12 protein-coding genes are annotated in these 13,526 nt (G+C 74.3%); 5 read left to right on the top strand and 7 right to left on the bottom strand.

The features are described from left to right. A partial coding sequence (locus ABZ924_RS20790; RefSeq protein ID WP_361911589.1) for a transcriptional regulator occupies positions 1-1,766 on the top strand: 1,766 nt, incomplete at its 5' end. On the opposite strand, the gene ABZ924_RS20785 is transcribed toward ABZ924_RS20790, so the two are convergent. Next, complete coding sequence (locus tag ABZ924_RS20785) at positions 1,753-2,988, bottom strand: MFS transporter (RefSeq protein ID WP_361911587.1); 1,236 nt, start codon at positions 2,986-2,988, stop codon at positions 1,753-1,755. The genes ABZ924_RS20790 and ABZ924_RS20785 overlap by 14 nt on opposite strands. Positions 2,989-3,122: 134 nt before the next feature. Between ABZ924_RS20785 and ABZ924_RS20780 the strand changes: the two genes are divergently transcribed. Further along, positions 3,123-4,085, top strand: a complete 963-nt coding sequence (locus ABZ924_RS20780) for a LysR family transcriptional regulator (RefSeq protein WP_361911585.1) — start codon at positions 3,123-3,125, stop codon at positions 4,083-4,085. A gap of 33 nt (positions 4,086-4,118) precedes the next feature. Here ABZ924_RS20780 and ABZ924_RS20775 read toward each other — a convergent pair whose 3' ends face one another. Together ABZ924_RS20775 and ABZ924_RS20770 are read right to left on the bottom strand one after the other, a co-directional pair. Then, positions 4,119-5,321, bottom strand: a complete 1,203-nt coding sequence (locus tag ABZ924_RS20775; RefSeq protein WP_361911582.1) for an FAD-dependent monooxygenase — start codon at positions 5,319-5,321, stop codon at positions 4,119-4,121. A gap of 19 nt (positions 5,322-5,340) precedes the next feature. Further along, positions 5,341-6,135 carry an alpha/beta fold hydrolase gene (locus ABZ924_RS20770; RefSeq protein ID WP_361911579.1) on the bottom strand — a complete coding sequence of 265 codons (795 nt, stop codon included), beginning with the start codon at positions 6,133-6,135 and terminating at the stop codon, positions 5,341-5,343. Positions 6,136-6,217: 82 nt separating this feature from the next. Here ABZ924_RS20770 and ABZ924_RS20765 point away from each other — a divergent pair, with 82 nt between their 5' ends. Next, positions 6,218-7,060, top strand: a complete 843-nt coding sequence (locus tag ABZ924_RS20765) for a helix-turn-helix domain-containing protein (protein WP_361911577.1) — start codon at positions 6,218-6,220, stop codon at positions 7,058-7,060. A gap of 33 nt (positions 7,061-7,093) precedes the next feature. Here the strand turns inward: ABZ924_RS20765 and ABZ924_RS20760 are convergent, their stop codons facing one another. Beyond that, positions 7,094-8,377 carry an MFS transporter gene (locus tag ABZ924_RS20760; RefSeq protein ID WP_361911574.1) on the bottom strand — a complete coding sequence of 428 codons (1,284 nt, stop codon included), beginning with the start codon at positions 8,375-8,377 and terminating at the stop codon, positions 7,094-7,096. 113 nt (positions 8,378-8,490) lie between these two features. Between ABZ924_RS20760 and ABZ924_RS20755 the strand changes: the two genes are divergently transcribed. Then, entirely contained in the window at positions 8,491-9,357 is an 867-nt protein-coding gene (locus tag ABZ924_RS20755; RefSeq protein ID WP_361911597.1) for a DUF5937 family protein, read from the top strand. A 124-nt stretch (positions 9,358-9,481) separates the two neighbouring features. Here the strand turns inward: ABZ924_RS20755 and ABZ924_RS20750 are convergent, their stop codons facing one another. Beyond that, positions 9,482-10,183, bottom strand: a complete 702-nt coding sequence (locus ABZ924_RS20750; RefSeq protein WP_361911571.1) for a DUF4232 domain-containing protein — start codon at positions 10,181-10,183, stop codon at positions 9,482-9,484. Positions 10,184-10,423: 240 nt separating this feature from the next. Further along, positions 10,424-11,317: a LysR substrate-binding domain-containing protein gene (locus ABZ924_RS20745; RefSeq protein WP_361911568.1), complete on the bottom strand. Its 894-nt coding sequence runs from the start codon at positions 11,315-11,317 to the stop codon at positions 10,424-10,426. Positions 11,318-11,375: 58 nt separating this feature from the next. Here ABZ924_RS20745 and ABZ924_RS20740 point away from each other — a divergent pair, with 58 nt between their 5' ends. Further along, entirely contained in the window at positions 11,376-12,164 is a 789-nt protein-coding gene (locus ABZ924_RS20740) for an NAD(P)-dependent oxidoreductase (RefSeq protein ID WP_361911565.1), read from the top strand. Between the two features lie 9 nt (positions 12,165-12,173). Here ABZ924_RS20740 and ABZ924_RS20735 read toward each other — a convergent pair whose 3' ends face one another. Next, on the bottom strand, positions 12,174-13,346 hold the full coding sequence (locus ABZ924_RS20735) for an alanine--tRNA ligase-related protein (RefSeq protein WP_361911563.1): 1,173 nt from the start codon (positions 13,344-13,346) through the stop codon (positions 12,174-12,176). Positions 13,347-13,526: the final 180 nt, after the last annotated feature.

Raw genomic sequence — 13,526 nt, 5'->3', positions numbered from 1 at the left:
GCTTCCGCCTCCTGACCGGCGGCGCCCGCACCGTGCTGCCCCGCCAGCAGACCCTGCGCGCGGTCGTGGACTGGTCCTGGGACCTCCTCGACGAGCCCGAACGGGCGGTCCTTCGCCGCCTGTCCGTCTTCGCCGGCGGCTGCGACCTCGCCGCCGCCGAAGCCGTCTGCACCGACGGCACCCTGGACGTGGCCGGCCTCCTCGGGTCGCTCGTCGACAAGTCCCTGGTCGTGGCCAGTCCCGACCCCGACTCCGACGGCATGCGCTACCACCTCCTCGAAACCATCCACGAGTACGCCGCCGAGCGCGCGGCCGCGCACGCCTCCGACCGCCTCGCCACCGCCGCCCGCCACGCCGAGCACTTCCTGGCCCTCGCCGAGGAGGCCGAGCCGCTCCTGCGCTCCGCCGCCCAACTCCCGTGGATCCGCCGCATTGAGACCGAACTCGACAACCTCCGCGCCGCACTCCTCCACACCACCGAAACCGCAGCCACCGAGCCGGCGGCAACCGAAACCGCCCAGCGCCTCGCCCTCGCCCTCGGCTGGTTCTGGTGGCTGCGCAACTACCGTACGGAGGGCGCGGAATGGGCCGGCCGCATCCTGGGCACGCTCTCCATCGAACCCCCCGAGGGCACTCCCGCGTACTGGCGCTTCATGCGCGTCCGCATGCTCCAGGTCGTCCTGCTCGCCGAAGGCCAGGCGCCCGACGAGTTCCGCTCTCCCGAGAACCTCGCCCTCACCGGCCGAATCCGCGAGGTCTTCCGGGTCAGCGGCCCCGAGACCGCCCGCTTCCCCGGCATGCTCTGGCCGATGACCGCCCTCCTCACCGGTGACGTGCCCGCCCTGCGCGAGGGGCTCGACGAGGCGGTCGCCAACTGCCGTCGCCTCGGCGGCGGCTGGGAGCTGGGCATAGCCCTCCTGCTCCGCACGCACCTGGCCATCGACCTCACCGGCGGCCTGTCCACCGTCGACGCCGACCTCGCCGAACTCCACGAGATCGCCGCCCGGGTCGGCGACCGCTGGACCCGCGCCCAGGTCGCGAGCGCCGCCGGCGAGGTCGCCCTCTCCCGCGGCCGCTACGACCTGGCCCGCACCGAGTACGAGGAGTGCCTGCGCCTGGCCCACGAGGTCGGGGCCCACATGGAGGCGCCCTTCACCGTGGCCCGCATGGCCGAATCCGCCTTCTGCTCGGGGGATTTCGCAGGCGCCGAGCAGCTGCTGGCGGAGGCGGCCCGCGAAGTCGACCGCTACGGCGGGGTGTACGACGTCCGGGCCTACGCCGGAATGCTCTCGAGCATGCTCGCCCTGGTCCGGGGCGACTCCGCGCGGGCCCGTGCCGAGTACGAGCGCGCCCGGGCCGCGTCCGAGAGGTTCGCCGCCCCCGCACAGCTGGTCGCCGGCCTCGACAACGTCAACGCCGTACTGCTCGGGCGCGAGGCCGGCCCGGAGGCGGGCATCGCCGCCATCGGCCCGGCCCTGGCCGCCGCCGTCGCCGCGCACTGCGCCGAACGCGTCCTGGCCTCGCTCACCGACACCGCGGCCGTCCTGCTGGCCGCATCCGGCCGTGCCGCACAGGCCGTACGGGCCCACGCTGCGGCCACCGCCTGGCGTGCGGGCCACCCCCGCTCGGTCCCCGAGCAGAGGGCAGTGTCCGAGCTTCCGGCCCGGACCCGCGGAGCGCTGGGCCCCGACCGCTACGAGGAGGAGGCCGCGGCGGGCGCCGTACTCTCCCCGGCGGAGGTCGTGGCCCTCCTCACCGCGACCTGACCACGACGGGCGGCGCAGCGGGAACACGCCACGGGAGCAGCAGCGGGGTCGCCAGCAGGAGCACCCCGGCCAGGCCGATGGCCGCGCGCGGGCCGAGCAGGCCGCCGAGCACGCCCCATGCGGCGGTGAGGAGCGCGGTCGTGGCCTTGGCCGTCACCGCCCAGGCGGACAGCGTACGGGCGACCCGGTCGGCCGCGGTGAGCTGGAGCCGGTAGGTGGCGTGGACGGGGTTGAAGACCCCGCAGCAGAGGATGAGCCCGAGCTCGACGCCCATCACCAGCAGCAGCCCGCCGGTGCCCGGCCCCACGAAGGCGAGGCCGACGGGCCAGACGGCGCGCAGCACCCCGGTCACGAGGAGGATCCGCTGCTGCCCGAAGCGGGTGACGAGCGGTCGGGCCAGCCGCGATCCGATCAGCCCGCCGATCGCGGGCGCGGCGAAGGCGAGCCCGTACTGCCACGGCGCGAACCCGAGCCGGCCGAGCATCAGGACGGCCAGCAGCGGCGAGGCGGCCATCACCAGGCCGTTGAACGAGGCGGTGTTGAAGAACAGCGGACGCAGCGTCGGGTCGGCCAGGATGTACCGCCAGCCGTCGAGCAGGTCCCCGGCCCGGATGCGAGGGCCCTCCCGGCGCTCGGGCCGCGGCTCGTGCCCGCCCATGGCGCGGATGCCGAGGGCCGAGAGCAGGTAGCTGAGCGCGTCGGCCACCACCGTGGCCACCGGACCGAGGAGCCCGATCGCCGCACCGCCCAGCGGCGGTCCGATGACGGTGGTCGTCCAGGCGGTGGACTCGAACCGGGCCTGGGCGACGAGCAGGTCCTCCGCCGGCAGCAGCGTCTTCAGGTACGCGCCGGAGGCGGCACGGAAGGCGATGTCGGCCGCCGCGACGACGACCGAGACAAGCAGGAGCTGGACGAAGTTGAGCACGCCGAGCGCGTACGCGGCGGGGACCGTCAGCAGGGCCGCGCACCGCACCAGGTCCATCGCGATCAGCACCGGCCGCTTGCGGCGGAACTCCACCCACGGGCCGAGCGGTACCGCGACGGCCGCGCCCGCGGCCGCTCCCACGGAGGAGAGGGCGGCGACCTCCGCCGGCCCGGCGTCCAGCACCCGGATCGCGATCAACGGGAACGCGCCGAAGGCGAGCCATGTGCCGAGCGCGCTGGTTCCGTACGCTCCCCACAGCCACCCGAACCGCCGCCCCAACCGGTGCCCGTTCCTCATGCCCCATGCCCCCAGCCACTCACTCGCACAACCGATCAGCGATCGGAAGCATCAAAGCGAGCGGGGCGACCCGGGATCAAACAGCCGCGAGGCCGCCCGGCCACAACCAGTGGTTGTACCCCTAGGGTGTCCGCATGGACCTCGAGACCGTCCGGACCTTTGTCGCCGCTGCCGACGCGGGGCAGTTCCAGGAGGCCGCCGCCGAGCTGGCCGTCACCCAGCAGGCCGTCTCCAAGCGCATCGCCGCACTGGAGCGCAACCTCGGCGTGCGCCTGTTCACCCGTACACCGCGCGGCGCCGAGCTCACCATCGACGGGCAGGCGTTCCTGCCCCACGCCCGGGAGCTGCTGCGCGTCGCCGACCGGGCCGTCGCGTCCGTACGCACCGGCCGCCGTCCCCTGCGCGTCGACATCATCGCCTCACGCGGTGCGGCCTCGGCACTGATGCGCGGCTTCCACCGCGCGCACCCCGAGATCGAGCTCGACGTGCTGATGCTGTTCGACATCGAGAAGGCCGTCGCCGCCATCCGGTCCGGTGCGATCGACGCGTCCTTCCGCGCCGTCGCGGCGCCCGGCCGGCCCCTGCCCCCTGACATCGAGTCCGTCCGGGTGCTCGACGAGCCGCTCCAGCTGCTCACCGGCCCCGCCCACGCCCTGGCGAGCGCCCGCTCGGTGACCCTCGACCAGCTCGTCGGGCACCGCATCTGGATGCCCGGCGTCGTCCCGGGCACCGAGTGGACCGCCTACTACGACGACCTCGTCGCCGAGTTCGGCCTCACCATCGAGGCGACCGGCCCCAACTTCGGCTCCGACGCCCTCCTCGACACCATCGCCGACACCCCGGCCCTGGCCACCTTCATGGGCGAGCACACGCTCCCCCAGCTACCGCTGGGAGGTGCCCCCAGCGTCTGGCCCGCCGGCCACGGCCTGCGCCGGATCCCGGTGACCGACCCGATGCCCGTCTACCCGCACTCGCTCCTGTGGCACCGCGACAACCCCCACCCCGCGCTGGCCATCCTCCGCGCCCACCTCGCCACCGCGGCGGCCGGCCACGGCGCCCCCGGGACCTGGGTACCGGACTGGGTCGTCCCGCGCTGAACGCCGCCGCGTGCGATCGACGCGGTCGGCGGGCTACTGCGGCATGTAGTCGTCGACGGTCACGGAGTCGTGCAGGCGTGCGCTCCTGGTGGTGAGGCGGACGAAAGCGCGGCCGGGGCCCGCCGGCAGGGCGGAGATCAGGCGGGCGCCCTGCGCCAGTCCCCACACCCCGAGGCGGGAGGTGGGGATCAGGGTCTTCGCCGCGCTCAGCGCGACCGCGCGGCTGCCGTGCACGTGCTCCGCCATGGCCCGCTCGTAGGCGGGGAAGGCCCGCCCGTGGTCGCCGCCCGCCCGCGCCAGCTCCCCGGCGAGGACGTACGCGCCGACGACGGCCAGGCTGGTGCTGCCGCCGACGGCCGGACCGGGGCAGTAGCCGGCGTCGCCGACGAGCGTCACCCTTCCCCGTGACCAGGTGTCCATCCGGAGCTGGGTGACCGAGTCGAAGTAGAACGCCGGGGTGCGGTCGAGCTCGTCCAGCCAGCGGTCCACGTCGGCGTGCATACCGGCGAACGCACCGCGCAGCAGCTCCTTCTGGCGGGGCACGTCGCGGTGGTGGCAGTCGAGCTCCCGCTCGCTGCGGAACAGGAACAACGCCCGCGCGTCGCCGAGGTGCCGGGCGCCGTACATGCCGGCGGTGCGGCCGACGCCGACGTGCATACGCAGCTCGCGGTCGAGGCCCGAGAGGTTCGGCAGGGTCAGCACCCCGAAGTAGGCCCCGATGAAGGCGGAGAAACGGGACTCCTCGCCGAAGACGAGGCGGCGCACGGGGGAGTGCAGCCCGTCCGCGCCGACGACGAGGTCGAAGCGGCGCGGCGGGGCGCTCTCGAACCGCACCTCGCCGTCGGGCGAGATCGCGCTGATCGAATCGCCGAAGACGTATTCGACGTCGTCGCGTGCGGCGTCGTGGTAGATCCCGCTCAGGTCGTCGCGCATGATCTCGGCGTGCCGTTCGGAGGCGGCGGCGAAGACCTTGGAGAGGTCGACCCGGACGGGACGCCGTGAGCCCTCCCGGTGGACGGCCATCCGGGTCGTGCCGGTGGCCCGCTCCTCGATGCGGGGGAGCACCCCCATCTTCTCCGAGATGTCCATCGCGGGCCGGAACAGGTCGACGGCGTGACCGCCGGTCCTGCGCAGAGCCGGCGCGCGCTCGACGACGGTGACGCCGAAGCCGTGCCGGGTGAGCCAGTAGGCCAGGACCGGACCGGCGATGCCGGCGCCGGAGACCAGGATCCGCATGGCGAGCTCCTCCTTTCGTTCAGTCCACCCGTACGGAGTGGGTCGTGGTGAAGGCCAGCAGGCGGGTGGCGGTCCGCGGCGGGTCCTCGAGCAGGGGCGAGTGCCCGAGACCGGGCAGCAGCTCGACCTCCGCGCCCGGAACGGCGCGGTAGTCGGAGGCGGATGAGGACCGCCACCGGCGGTCGTCCTCGCCGAAGAGCACCAGCAGCGGCTTGCCGAGGACCGCCAGCCGATCCGGCAGCGTCCGCTGCTCCAGGTAGGAGCGGATGGCCTGCATCGTCGCGGTGTACGTGTGGTGGGTCATACGGCGTACGTCGTCCAGGAGTTCTTCCGGGATCCGGTAGCCCGGGCGGCTGACCGCGGTGCTCGCGAACATGCGGAGCTGTTCTTTGGTCGGCGGCCACTGCGACGGGCCGGTTGCGGCGGACTCCGATGCGATGAAGGCGTCCAGGCCGGGGCCGGTGTTGATGAGCGCGAGGGCGCTCACCAGGCCGGGCCGCTCTTCGGCGAGGGCGGTGGCGACCGCGCCGCCGCTGGAATGCCCGACCACCACGGAGTGTGCGACGCCGAGCCGGTCCAGTGCCATTCCGGCCCGGCGTGCCTGGTCCGGGACCGCGTAGCTGCGGTCGGCCGGTTTGGCCGACCGGCCGTGGCCGAGCAGGTCGATCCGGATGACGCGGTGGGATCCGGTCAGCAGCGGAACCATCGCCCTCCACGAGCGGGTCGAGGATGCGGATCCGTGGATGAGCAGGAGTGCGGGGGCCTCGCGGGGGCCGTCCTCGCACATGTGGATGTCGCCGTCGGAAACAGTCATGGGCCCACTGTCTCCGCCGGTACGCACCGGGGGATTGGACGAATGTTCCCGCGCCGGCCGGCTCACGGAGCATCATGGGGCGATGCAGACGTTCGCGCACGGTGGCGCCCCGTGGGACGTCGCGTGCCCGCGGCGGCCCAGCGCCGTGACCGGTGTCACCATGGCCGGCTTCCGCGTCCCCGACCTGGACGCGCTCCGGATCGTCCCGCACCCTGCCGTGACGCTGCTGTTGGAGTTCGGCGAAGGTTCCCCCGTCCTCGACTGGGCCGCAGGGCGGCAGCAGCGGGGAAGCATGGCCGCCGGACCCGGCCTCGGGTCCGGCGGCGCGGTCCGGGCGCGGGGAGAGAACGTCGAGTGCGTGCAGGTACGCCTGTCCCCGGTGATCGCACGCGCCGTTCTGGGCGCCTCACCCGCCGATCTCGACGGCGCCGTCGTACCCCTCGGCGACCTGTGGGGCCGGGAGGCGTCACGGATCTGCGGGCAACTCGCCGATACCCCCTCGTGGCAGGACCGCTTCGCGCTGACGGACGCGCTGCTCGCCCGCCGGTACGGGGCCGGGCCGGCGGTGGACCCGGAGGTGGCCTGGGCCTGGCACCGGATCGTCGTCAGCCGTGGCCTGGCCCGGGTCGACGGACTCGCGGCCGAGGTCGGGTGGAGCCGCAAGCGGCTGTGGTCGCGGTTCCGGTTGCAGCTCGGACTGCCGCCCAAGCGGGCCGTGAAGCTGGTCCGCTTCGATCACGCCGCCCACCGCCTGGTCGCGGGTGACGGCGCGGCCCGCGTCGCCGCCGACACCGGCTACGCCGACCAGTCCCACCTGCACCGGGACGTCATGGCGTTCACCGGGGCCACCCCCGCCACCGTGGCTGCCGAACCGTTCCTCGCCGTCGACGACCTCGCATGGCCCGGCCGTGGAACATCCGCGTGAGCTCCGTCCCGGGGCGGCCCGGGGGCCGGGGCGTCAGGCCGCGAGGGCGCGGGCCCGGCGCAGTGGGGACAGCAGCAGGGGGAGTACGGCGCACAGCTCGGCCACCGCACCGGTCCACAGGGCCGACCGGGTGCCGAGGCGCTCGCCGAGCAGACCGCCGACGAGGGCGCCCACCGGCATGGTGCCCCACACCACGAAGCGGACCGTCGCCGTGACCCGCCCCAGCAGCTCGGGCGGACACAGCCGCTGCCGGAGCGCCACCGCACTGATCTTAAAGGGCATGAACGCGGCCCAGCCGAGCCCCTGGAGCGCCATGGCCGCCGCGAACCGCCAGTCGGCCTGGAAGCACGGCACGGCCGCCAGCCACAGCACCCCGCTGAGCAGGACGGACCCGCACATCGCCGGGCCCTCGCCGAGCCGGGCGGCCACGCGCGCGGTCAGCAGCCCGCCGAGCAGCCCGCCGAGCGCCTCGGCCGTGAACACCAGGCCGCACCACAGCGGCGACAGTCCCAGCTCACCGGCGAGCAGCACCATCAGCACGGCCGCGCCGACCGTGCCGCACAGGTTCGAGATCGCGGAGGCGAGGGTGACGGCGCGGAGCAGCCGGTGCCCGAAGACGAAGCGCAGGCCGGCCGTGATCTCCGCACGCAGACCCGCCGCGGCCGGCTCGGACGCGGTGTCGGAGGCCTGACCGGGGGCGGTGTCCGCGCCGCGGATACGTGAGAGCAGCAGGGCGGAGGCCACGTAGCTGAGCGCGTCGAACGCGAGGGCGAAGGGCGCCGCCACCACGGCGAGCAGCACTCCGCCCGCGCCGGGGCCGGCGGCCTGGACGACGGTGCGGGTGGATTCCAGCCGGATGTTCGCCGCCACCAGCTGCTCGCCTCCGACGAGCCGGGGCAGCGCGCTCTGGGCGGCCACGTCGAAGAACACGGTGCAGAAGGAGAGGCCGAAGGCGACCGCGTACAACTGCGGCAGCGTCAGGACGCCGAGCAGCGCCGTCACCGGGACGGAGGCGAGCAGCGCCGCCCGCCCGAGGTCGCCCGCGATCATCACCCGGCGGCGGCGCGAGCGGTCCACCCAGGCGCCGGCGGGCAGCCCGACGAGGAGGAAGGCGAGGTACTCGCAGCTCAGGAGCAGGCCGGCCTGGAAGGGGGAGGCGTGCAGGGTGCCGATGGCGACGAGGGGAAGGGCCGGCAGGGTCACCGCAGTACCGGCCTGGCTCACGGCGTCGGCGGCCCACAGACGGCGGAAGTCGGCGGCCGGGGCAGGGGTGGCGTGCGCCGTCCCGGCAGAGGGACGGGCGTGAGAGAGCGTCATGACCCGTGAGATCACCAGCCGCCGGGGCGGCAGGCCATTGTTTTAGTCTGGGTGAAAAGGTCGTGCCGTGCGGTGCGAGCCCGTGGAGAGGGGCGGACGGGGCTGTGGGCGCGATGCGCTTCGGGGTGGACGACATGGCGAACCTGCGGTTCGCCGTCTCACCGCTGTGGGAGACCGTTGCCGCACTGCGGGCGGTGGCCGATCCGGGCCGGCACGCCGTGCACCTGCCGTGGATCAAGCAGGCCCTGGCGGCCGGCGGGCCACCGCCCGCGCCGGGCTTCGGCATCGGCCTGGACCTGGCGGCCGTACCGCCGCCGCGCTGCCCGCTGGCCGAGATCGAGGAGGAACTGTCCGCCCTGGCGGAGCCGGTGGCCGCCGGTGGGGCGGCCGGGGCCGTGCTGGGTTGGTGGCGGACTGCGGTGCGGCCGCACTGGCCGCGCATCCGGGCCGTACTGGAGGCGGACATCGCGTACCGGACCCGGCAGTTGGCCGAGGACGGCATCGGGGAGGTCTTCGCCCGGCTGCACCCCGCTCTCGCCTGGACCGGGAACCGGCTCGTCTCGGCCGACCTGCCGGCGGGTGAACTGGCCCTGGGCGGTACCGGGGTGACCCTGGTGCCCAGCGCCTTCGCGGACCGCTGCCGACTGGTGGCCGGCCGGGACCCGGTGCCGCCGTGCGTGGTCTACCCCGCGCGGGGGATCGGCACGCTGTGGGAGCGCGGTAACGGTCCCGGCGACGGTCTGACCCGGCTGCTCGGCCGCAGCCGGGCGGGCCTCCTCGCGGAGGTCGCCGCCCCGGCCACCACCACGCAGCTGGCCGCACGCACGGGGCTCAGCCTCGGGGCGGTCTCGCAGCACCTCGCAGTGCTCCGGGACGCCGGCCTCGTCACCGGACACCGGTACGGCCGCGAGGTCCACTACGTGGCCGGCGACCTCGGCCGCGCCCTCCTCGGCGAGGACGCGGCCCCACCCCTGGCCTGATCGGCGTGTCGGGACGGCCCGCTGAACAAGGACACCGGCTCGGCCGAACGGACACTCCATCGCCCGGGTCCGCGAGCTCCCCGCCCCCGAGCCCGCGTGAACCCGGCGACGGGCACGGGGCTCGTCAGGAAGGCTTCGTGGCCGTGTAGGCGGTGACGGTCACCTTGTTGTCGCAGAAGGCGAAGACACCGTCATCGAGGGCGATCTGGTGCGCTCCGGCAGCCGGCACCCCGACGACGAGCGTGGGGAACGTGGCCGGCGTGGCCCCGGACACGCAGTAGCCGTCCGCCTCGCCCTGCACGTTGACGAAGGTGAGCTTGGTCCAGGCACGGGCGCCGGGGGCCAGGACCACCGCGGCCACCGACCCGCTGTGGCTGGTGGCGAGCGGGACGTTCTTGTCGGGCGACCCGTTGCCGGCGCCGGCCACCGTGGGGAAGCCCTGGAGCGTGCAGGCGCTCTTCGAGGTGTTGGTGACGGCGATGACGGCCGCGCCGGTTCCCGTGCCCGGAGGCCGGACGGCGGCCTGGCGGGCCTCGGTGACCTTGACCTCCTTGACGGTGCACGGCTTCGCCGCGCCGCCGGGAGCGGAGGGCGAGGCCGGAGCGGAGGGCTTCGCCTCCTTCCCCGTGCCGCCGGAGCTCCCGGAGCCGCTGCTGCTGCCGCCACCGTTGGCCGCGGCCCCGGGGGCGGGTGACTGCGCGGACTGCGAGGGCCCGCCGGCGGCGCCGTCCTCGCCGGAGGGCGTGCAGCCCGTCACGAGGGCGGTGGCCGCGGCGGCCGCCACGAGTGCGACCACGGTCCGCCGGACACCTGCTGCGTACTGCATGGGGAACCTCCCGAGGCTCACGATCGGTCCCACACCGGACCGCACACGGACGGACACGGCGCCGCACCGGGCAGGAGTTCCCGCGGACACCGCACTGTGCCACTCCCGTGACATCCGATGACGTACCGGCGCCCGGATGCCATGCGGAGCGGGGAGACGGGCGGGCGGACCGTCCGGGGCCTGCGGCTCTCACCCCTGTACGGTCCTCACCCCTGTACGGTTCTCACCCCTGTACGGTTCTCACCCCTGTACGGTCTCCGCCACCGACCGCAGCAGCGCCAGGAACGCCGCGACCGCGGGGGAGTGCGCCAGACCGCGCGGAGTGGCCGCGTACACCGCCCGGCGCGGGGAGTCCTGCGGGTGCAGGGCGACCAGCACGATGTCGGGGCGGGCCGAAGAAGCCGCGAGAGCGGGGACCAGGGTCACGCCCAGCCCGGCGGCGACGAACCCCTGCTTGGCGATCCAGTCCGCCGCCAGGACGGTGGACCGGGGGCGGAATCCCCGGGCCGTGGCCATCAGGGTCTCCTCCGGCCGGTCACTGGCCGCGATCCACTCCTCGTCGGCGAGCTCGGCCAGCCGCAGCAGCTCCCGGTCCGCCAGCCGGTGGGCGCGCGGCAGGGCCACGTACATCCGCTCGTCCAGGAGGTGGTGCAGGGCGCAGCCCTCCAGGCCCTGCCCCGAGGCGCTGTTCACCACGGCGAGGTCCAGCTCCCCGGCCGCCAGCAGGGCCAGCTGCCTCGCCGAACTCCCCTCCGTCCGGGTCACCGTGACGGCCGGGTGCCGCTGCCGGAAGGCCGCCAGTGTGCGGGGCAGCAGGTAGGCGTCGGCGGTGGAGAAGCCCCCGATCCGCAGCCGGCCGCCGTCCAGCGTGCGCAGCGCGTCCAGTTCGGCCCGCGCCGTACGCAGCCTGTCCGCGACCGCCTCGGCGTGCGGCAGCAGGACCCGGCCCGCCTCGGTCAACCGCACCCCGCGCGGCAGCCGGTCGAACAGCCGGGCACCCCACTCGTCCTCCAGCGACTGGATCTGCCGGGAGACGGCGGACTGCGTGTAGCCCAGGGCCTGCGCGGCGGCAGTGAACGAGCCGTGGTGCGCCACGCTACGGAAGACGTCGTACAGGTCATGCGGGATCGGCATGGCAGCCATGCTAGACATTCGCTTGTCGCATGGCAGGGCCGAACCTAGATTCGAGGGCATGGAGAAGATCGCATTCCTCGGACTCGGCGCCATGGGTCTCCCGATGGCCCGTCATCTGCTGTCCGCCGAGCACCCGTTGACCGTCTGGAACCGCATGGCCGACAAAGCACGGCCGCTCGTCGAGGCCGGCGCGGTGTACGCCGCCGGCCCCGCGGAAGCCGTCCGCGAGGCCGACCTCGTCGTCACCATGCTCGCCGACCCCGCGGCACTGCGCGCCGTCGCCGCCGAAATGGTGCCGGCGCTGCGCCCCGGCACCCACTGGATCGACACCTCCACCGTCGGGCCGGACACCGTCCGCGAGGTGGTGGAGCAGCTGCCGGAAGGGGTGACGTTCACCGATGCGCCGGTCATGGGAAGCGTGGACCGGGCGGCGGCCGGGGAGCTGTGGGTGCTGGCCGGCGGGCCGCTGCCGGGCCCGGTCGCCAAGGTGCTGGACCTGCTCGGAAGCGTCACCGAGTGCGGGCCCGTCGGCTCGGCGGCCGCGCTGAAGCTGGTACTGATCAACGCGGTGATCGGCGGCGTGGCCGTGGTGGCCGAGGCCCTGGAGCTGGGACGGTCCCTCGGACTGCCCGAGGCGCTGGTGCGCGGCGAACTCGCCAAGGGGCCGCTCGCCGGCGCGGTGGCCCGGGCGTACGCCGAGGGCGCCCACTTCCCGGTGGCGCTGGCGGCGAAGGACGTGGCTCTCGCCACCGCGCGAGCGCCGCTGCCGATCCTGGACGCGGTCCACGCCGCCCTGACCGCCCGCCCCGAACTCGCGGACCGGGACCTGTCGTCGATCAGGCCGTGAACCTCGCCCTCAGCCGTGCAGCAGACCCGTGACCAGGTCCCTCGGCAGGCCGTGGGTGTCGTGGAGGTAGCGGAAGTCCTCCTCGCCCAGGGAACCTCGGAAACGGGGCCGGGCCAGTACCCGCCGGCCGCGCTCCAGCAGCCGGCGGAACCGCCGTTCCTCTTCGAGCAGCATCCGGTGTACGTCATACGGTTCCATGTCCTGGCCGAAGCGGTCCAGGGTGTGCCCGATCAGCTCCGGCGGCAGGTCCCCGAGGCAGCGCGTCGGATCGTCCCGCCACAGCAGGGTGAGCACCCTCCGTACGAGCCGGCGCAGCACGTAGCCCCGCCCGGTGTTGGCCGGGCGCACCCCGTCGCCGAGCACCACGACGGCCGACCGGAGGTGATCGCAGACCACGCGCAGCGAGCGCTCCTCCAGGGGCCACAGTGGCGGCACGAGACGGCGCCAGGGGGCGAAGACGTCGCAGTCGAACACGGAGGACCTGCCCTGGAGGAGCGAGGCGAGCCGCTCCAGGCCGAGCCCGGTGTCGATGTTGCGCTGCAGGAGCGGTACGAGGGAACCGTCGGCGAGGCGCCGGTGGCGCATCATCACGTGGTTCCACACCTCCACCCAGCGGTCGTCGCCCGTGGGCGTCGCCCGGGGCGGGGGCGGGGTGTCACCGCTCCACAGGAAGATCTCCGAGTCGGGACCGCACGGGCCGGTCGGGCCGTTGGACCACCAGTTGTCGTGCACGGTGGGCTCCACAGGTACGCCGCGGTCCTGCCAGAACTCCAGGGAAGCGGTGTCCGGGCCGGTCCGGTCGTCCCCGCCGTGGACGGTGGCGTGCAGGAGACCCGGATCGATGCCCAGGCCCTCGGTGAGCAGCCCGTATCCCCAGTCCAGGCTCACAGGGCCCTCGTAGTCGCCCAGGGACCAGGTGCCGAGCATCTCGAAGACGGTCAGATGGGTGGCATCGCCGACCTCGTCCAGGTCCGTCGTGCGCAGACAGCGCTGCACGTTGACCAGCCGCCTGCCCAGCGGATGGGGGCGGCCCTCGAGGTGGGGCGTGAGCGGGTGCATGCCGGAGGTGGTGAACAGCACCGGGTCGTCGGCCGGAGGCAGCAGCGTCGAGCCGGTGATGCGACGGTGGCCGCGCTCTTCGAAGTACTCGACGAAGGTGCGGACGATCTGCTCGGTCTTCATGGGGTGACTCCTTCGCGTCACAGCAAGGGAGGCACCGGACAACGGGATCGGCGAGGTCGTTCAGACCGGGGCCGGTACGTCATCAGGGCCCACCGCCGGCCGTTTCCGGTCGCCGGTGGGAAGAGGGGGAAGGTCAGGCGGCGGCAACCGGCGAGCTGGCCGCTCGCGCGGTCGCGACGG

This window comes from Streptomyces sp. NPDC046876, assembly GCF_040645035.1.
In the GTDB taxonomy this organism is placed as follows: Bacteria; Actinomycetota; Actinomycetes; order Streptomycetales; family Streptomycetaceae; genus Streptomyces.
The sequence above is the reverse complement of the archived record's forward strand: the minus strand, read 5'-3'. Positions and strand labels throughout refer to the sequence as shown.

What these genes read in the sequence shown, in the direction of transcription:
- ABZ924_RS20755 (WP_361911597.1), top strand. Translation starts at nt 8,491, where the DNA reads ATGCGCTTCGGGGTGGACGACATGGCGAACCTGCGGTTCGCCGTCTCA.
- ABZ924_RS20785 (WP_361911587.1), bottom strand. Translation starts at nt 2,988, where the DNA reads ATGAGGAACGGGCACCGGTTGGGGCGGCGGTTCGGGTGGCTGTGGGGA.
- ABZ924_RS20745 (WP_361911568.1), bottom strand. Translation starts at nt 11,317, where the DNA reads ATGCCGATCCCGCATGACCTGTACGACGTCTTCCGTAGCGTGGCGCAC.
- ABZ924_RS20770 (WP_361911579.1), bottom strand. Translation starts at nt 6,135, where the DNA reads ATGACTGTTTCCGACGGCGACATCCACATGTGCGAGGACGGCCCCCGC.
- ABZ924_RS20750 (WP_361911571.1), bottom strand. Translation starts at nt 10,183, where the DNA reads ATGCAGTACGCAGCAGGTGTCCGGCGGACCGTGGTCGCACTCGTGGCG.
- ABZ924_RS20740 (WP_361911565.1), top strand. Translation starts at nt 11,376, where the DNA reads ATGGAGAAGATCGCATTCCTCGGACTCGGCGCCATGGGTCTCCCGATG.
- ABZ924_RS20735 (WP_361911563.1), bottom strand. Translation starts at nt 13,346, where the DNA reads ATGAAGACCGAGCAGATCGTCCGCACCTTCGTCGAGTACTTCGAAGAG.
- ABZ924_RS20765 (WP_361911577.1), top strand. Translation starts at nt 6,218, where the DNA reads ATGCAGACGTTCGCGCACGGTGGCGCCCCGTGGGACGTCGCGTGCCCG.
- ABZ924_RS20775 (WP_361911582.1), bottom strand. Translation starts at nt 5,321, where the DNA reads ATGCGGATCCTGGTCTCCGGCGCCGGCATCGCCGGTCCGGTCCTGGCC.
- ABZ924_RS20780 (WP_361911585.1), top strand. Translation starts at nt 3,123, where the DNA reads ATGGACCTCGAGACCGTCCGGACCTTTGTCGCCGCTGCCGACGCGGGG.
- ABZ924_RS20760 (WP_361911574.1), bottom strand. Translation starts at nt 8,377, where the DNA reads ATGACGCTCTCTCACGCCCGTCCCTCTGCCGGGACGGCGCACGCCACC.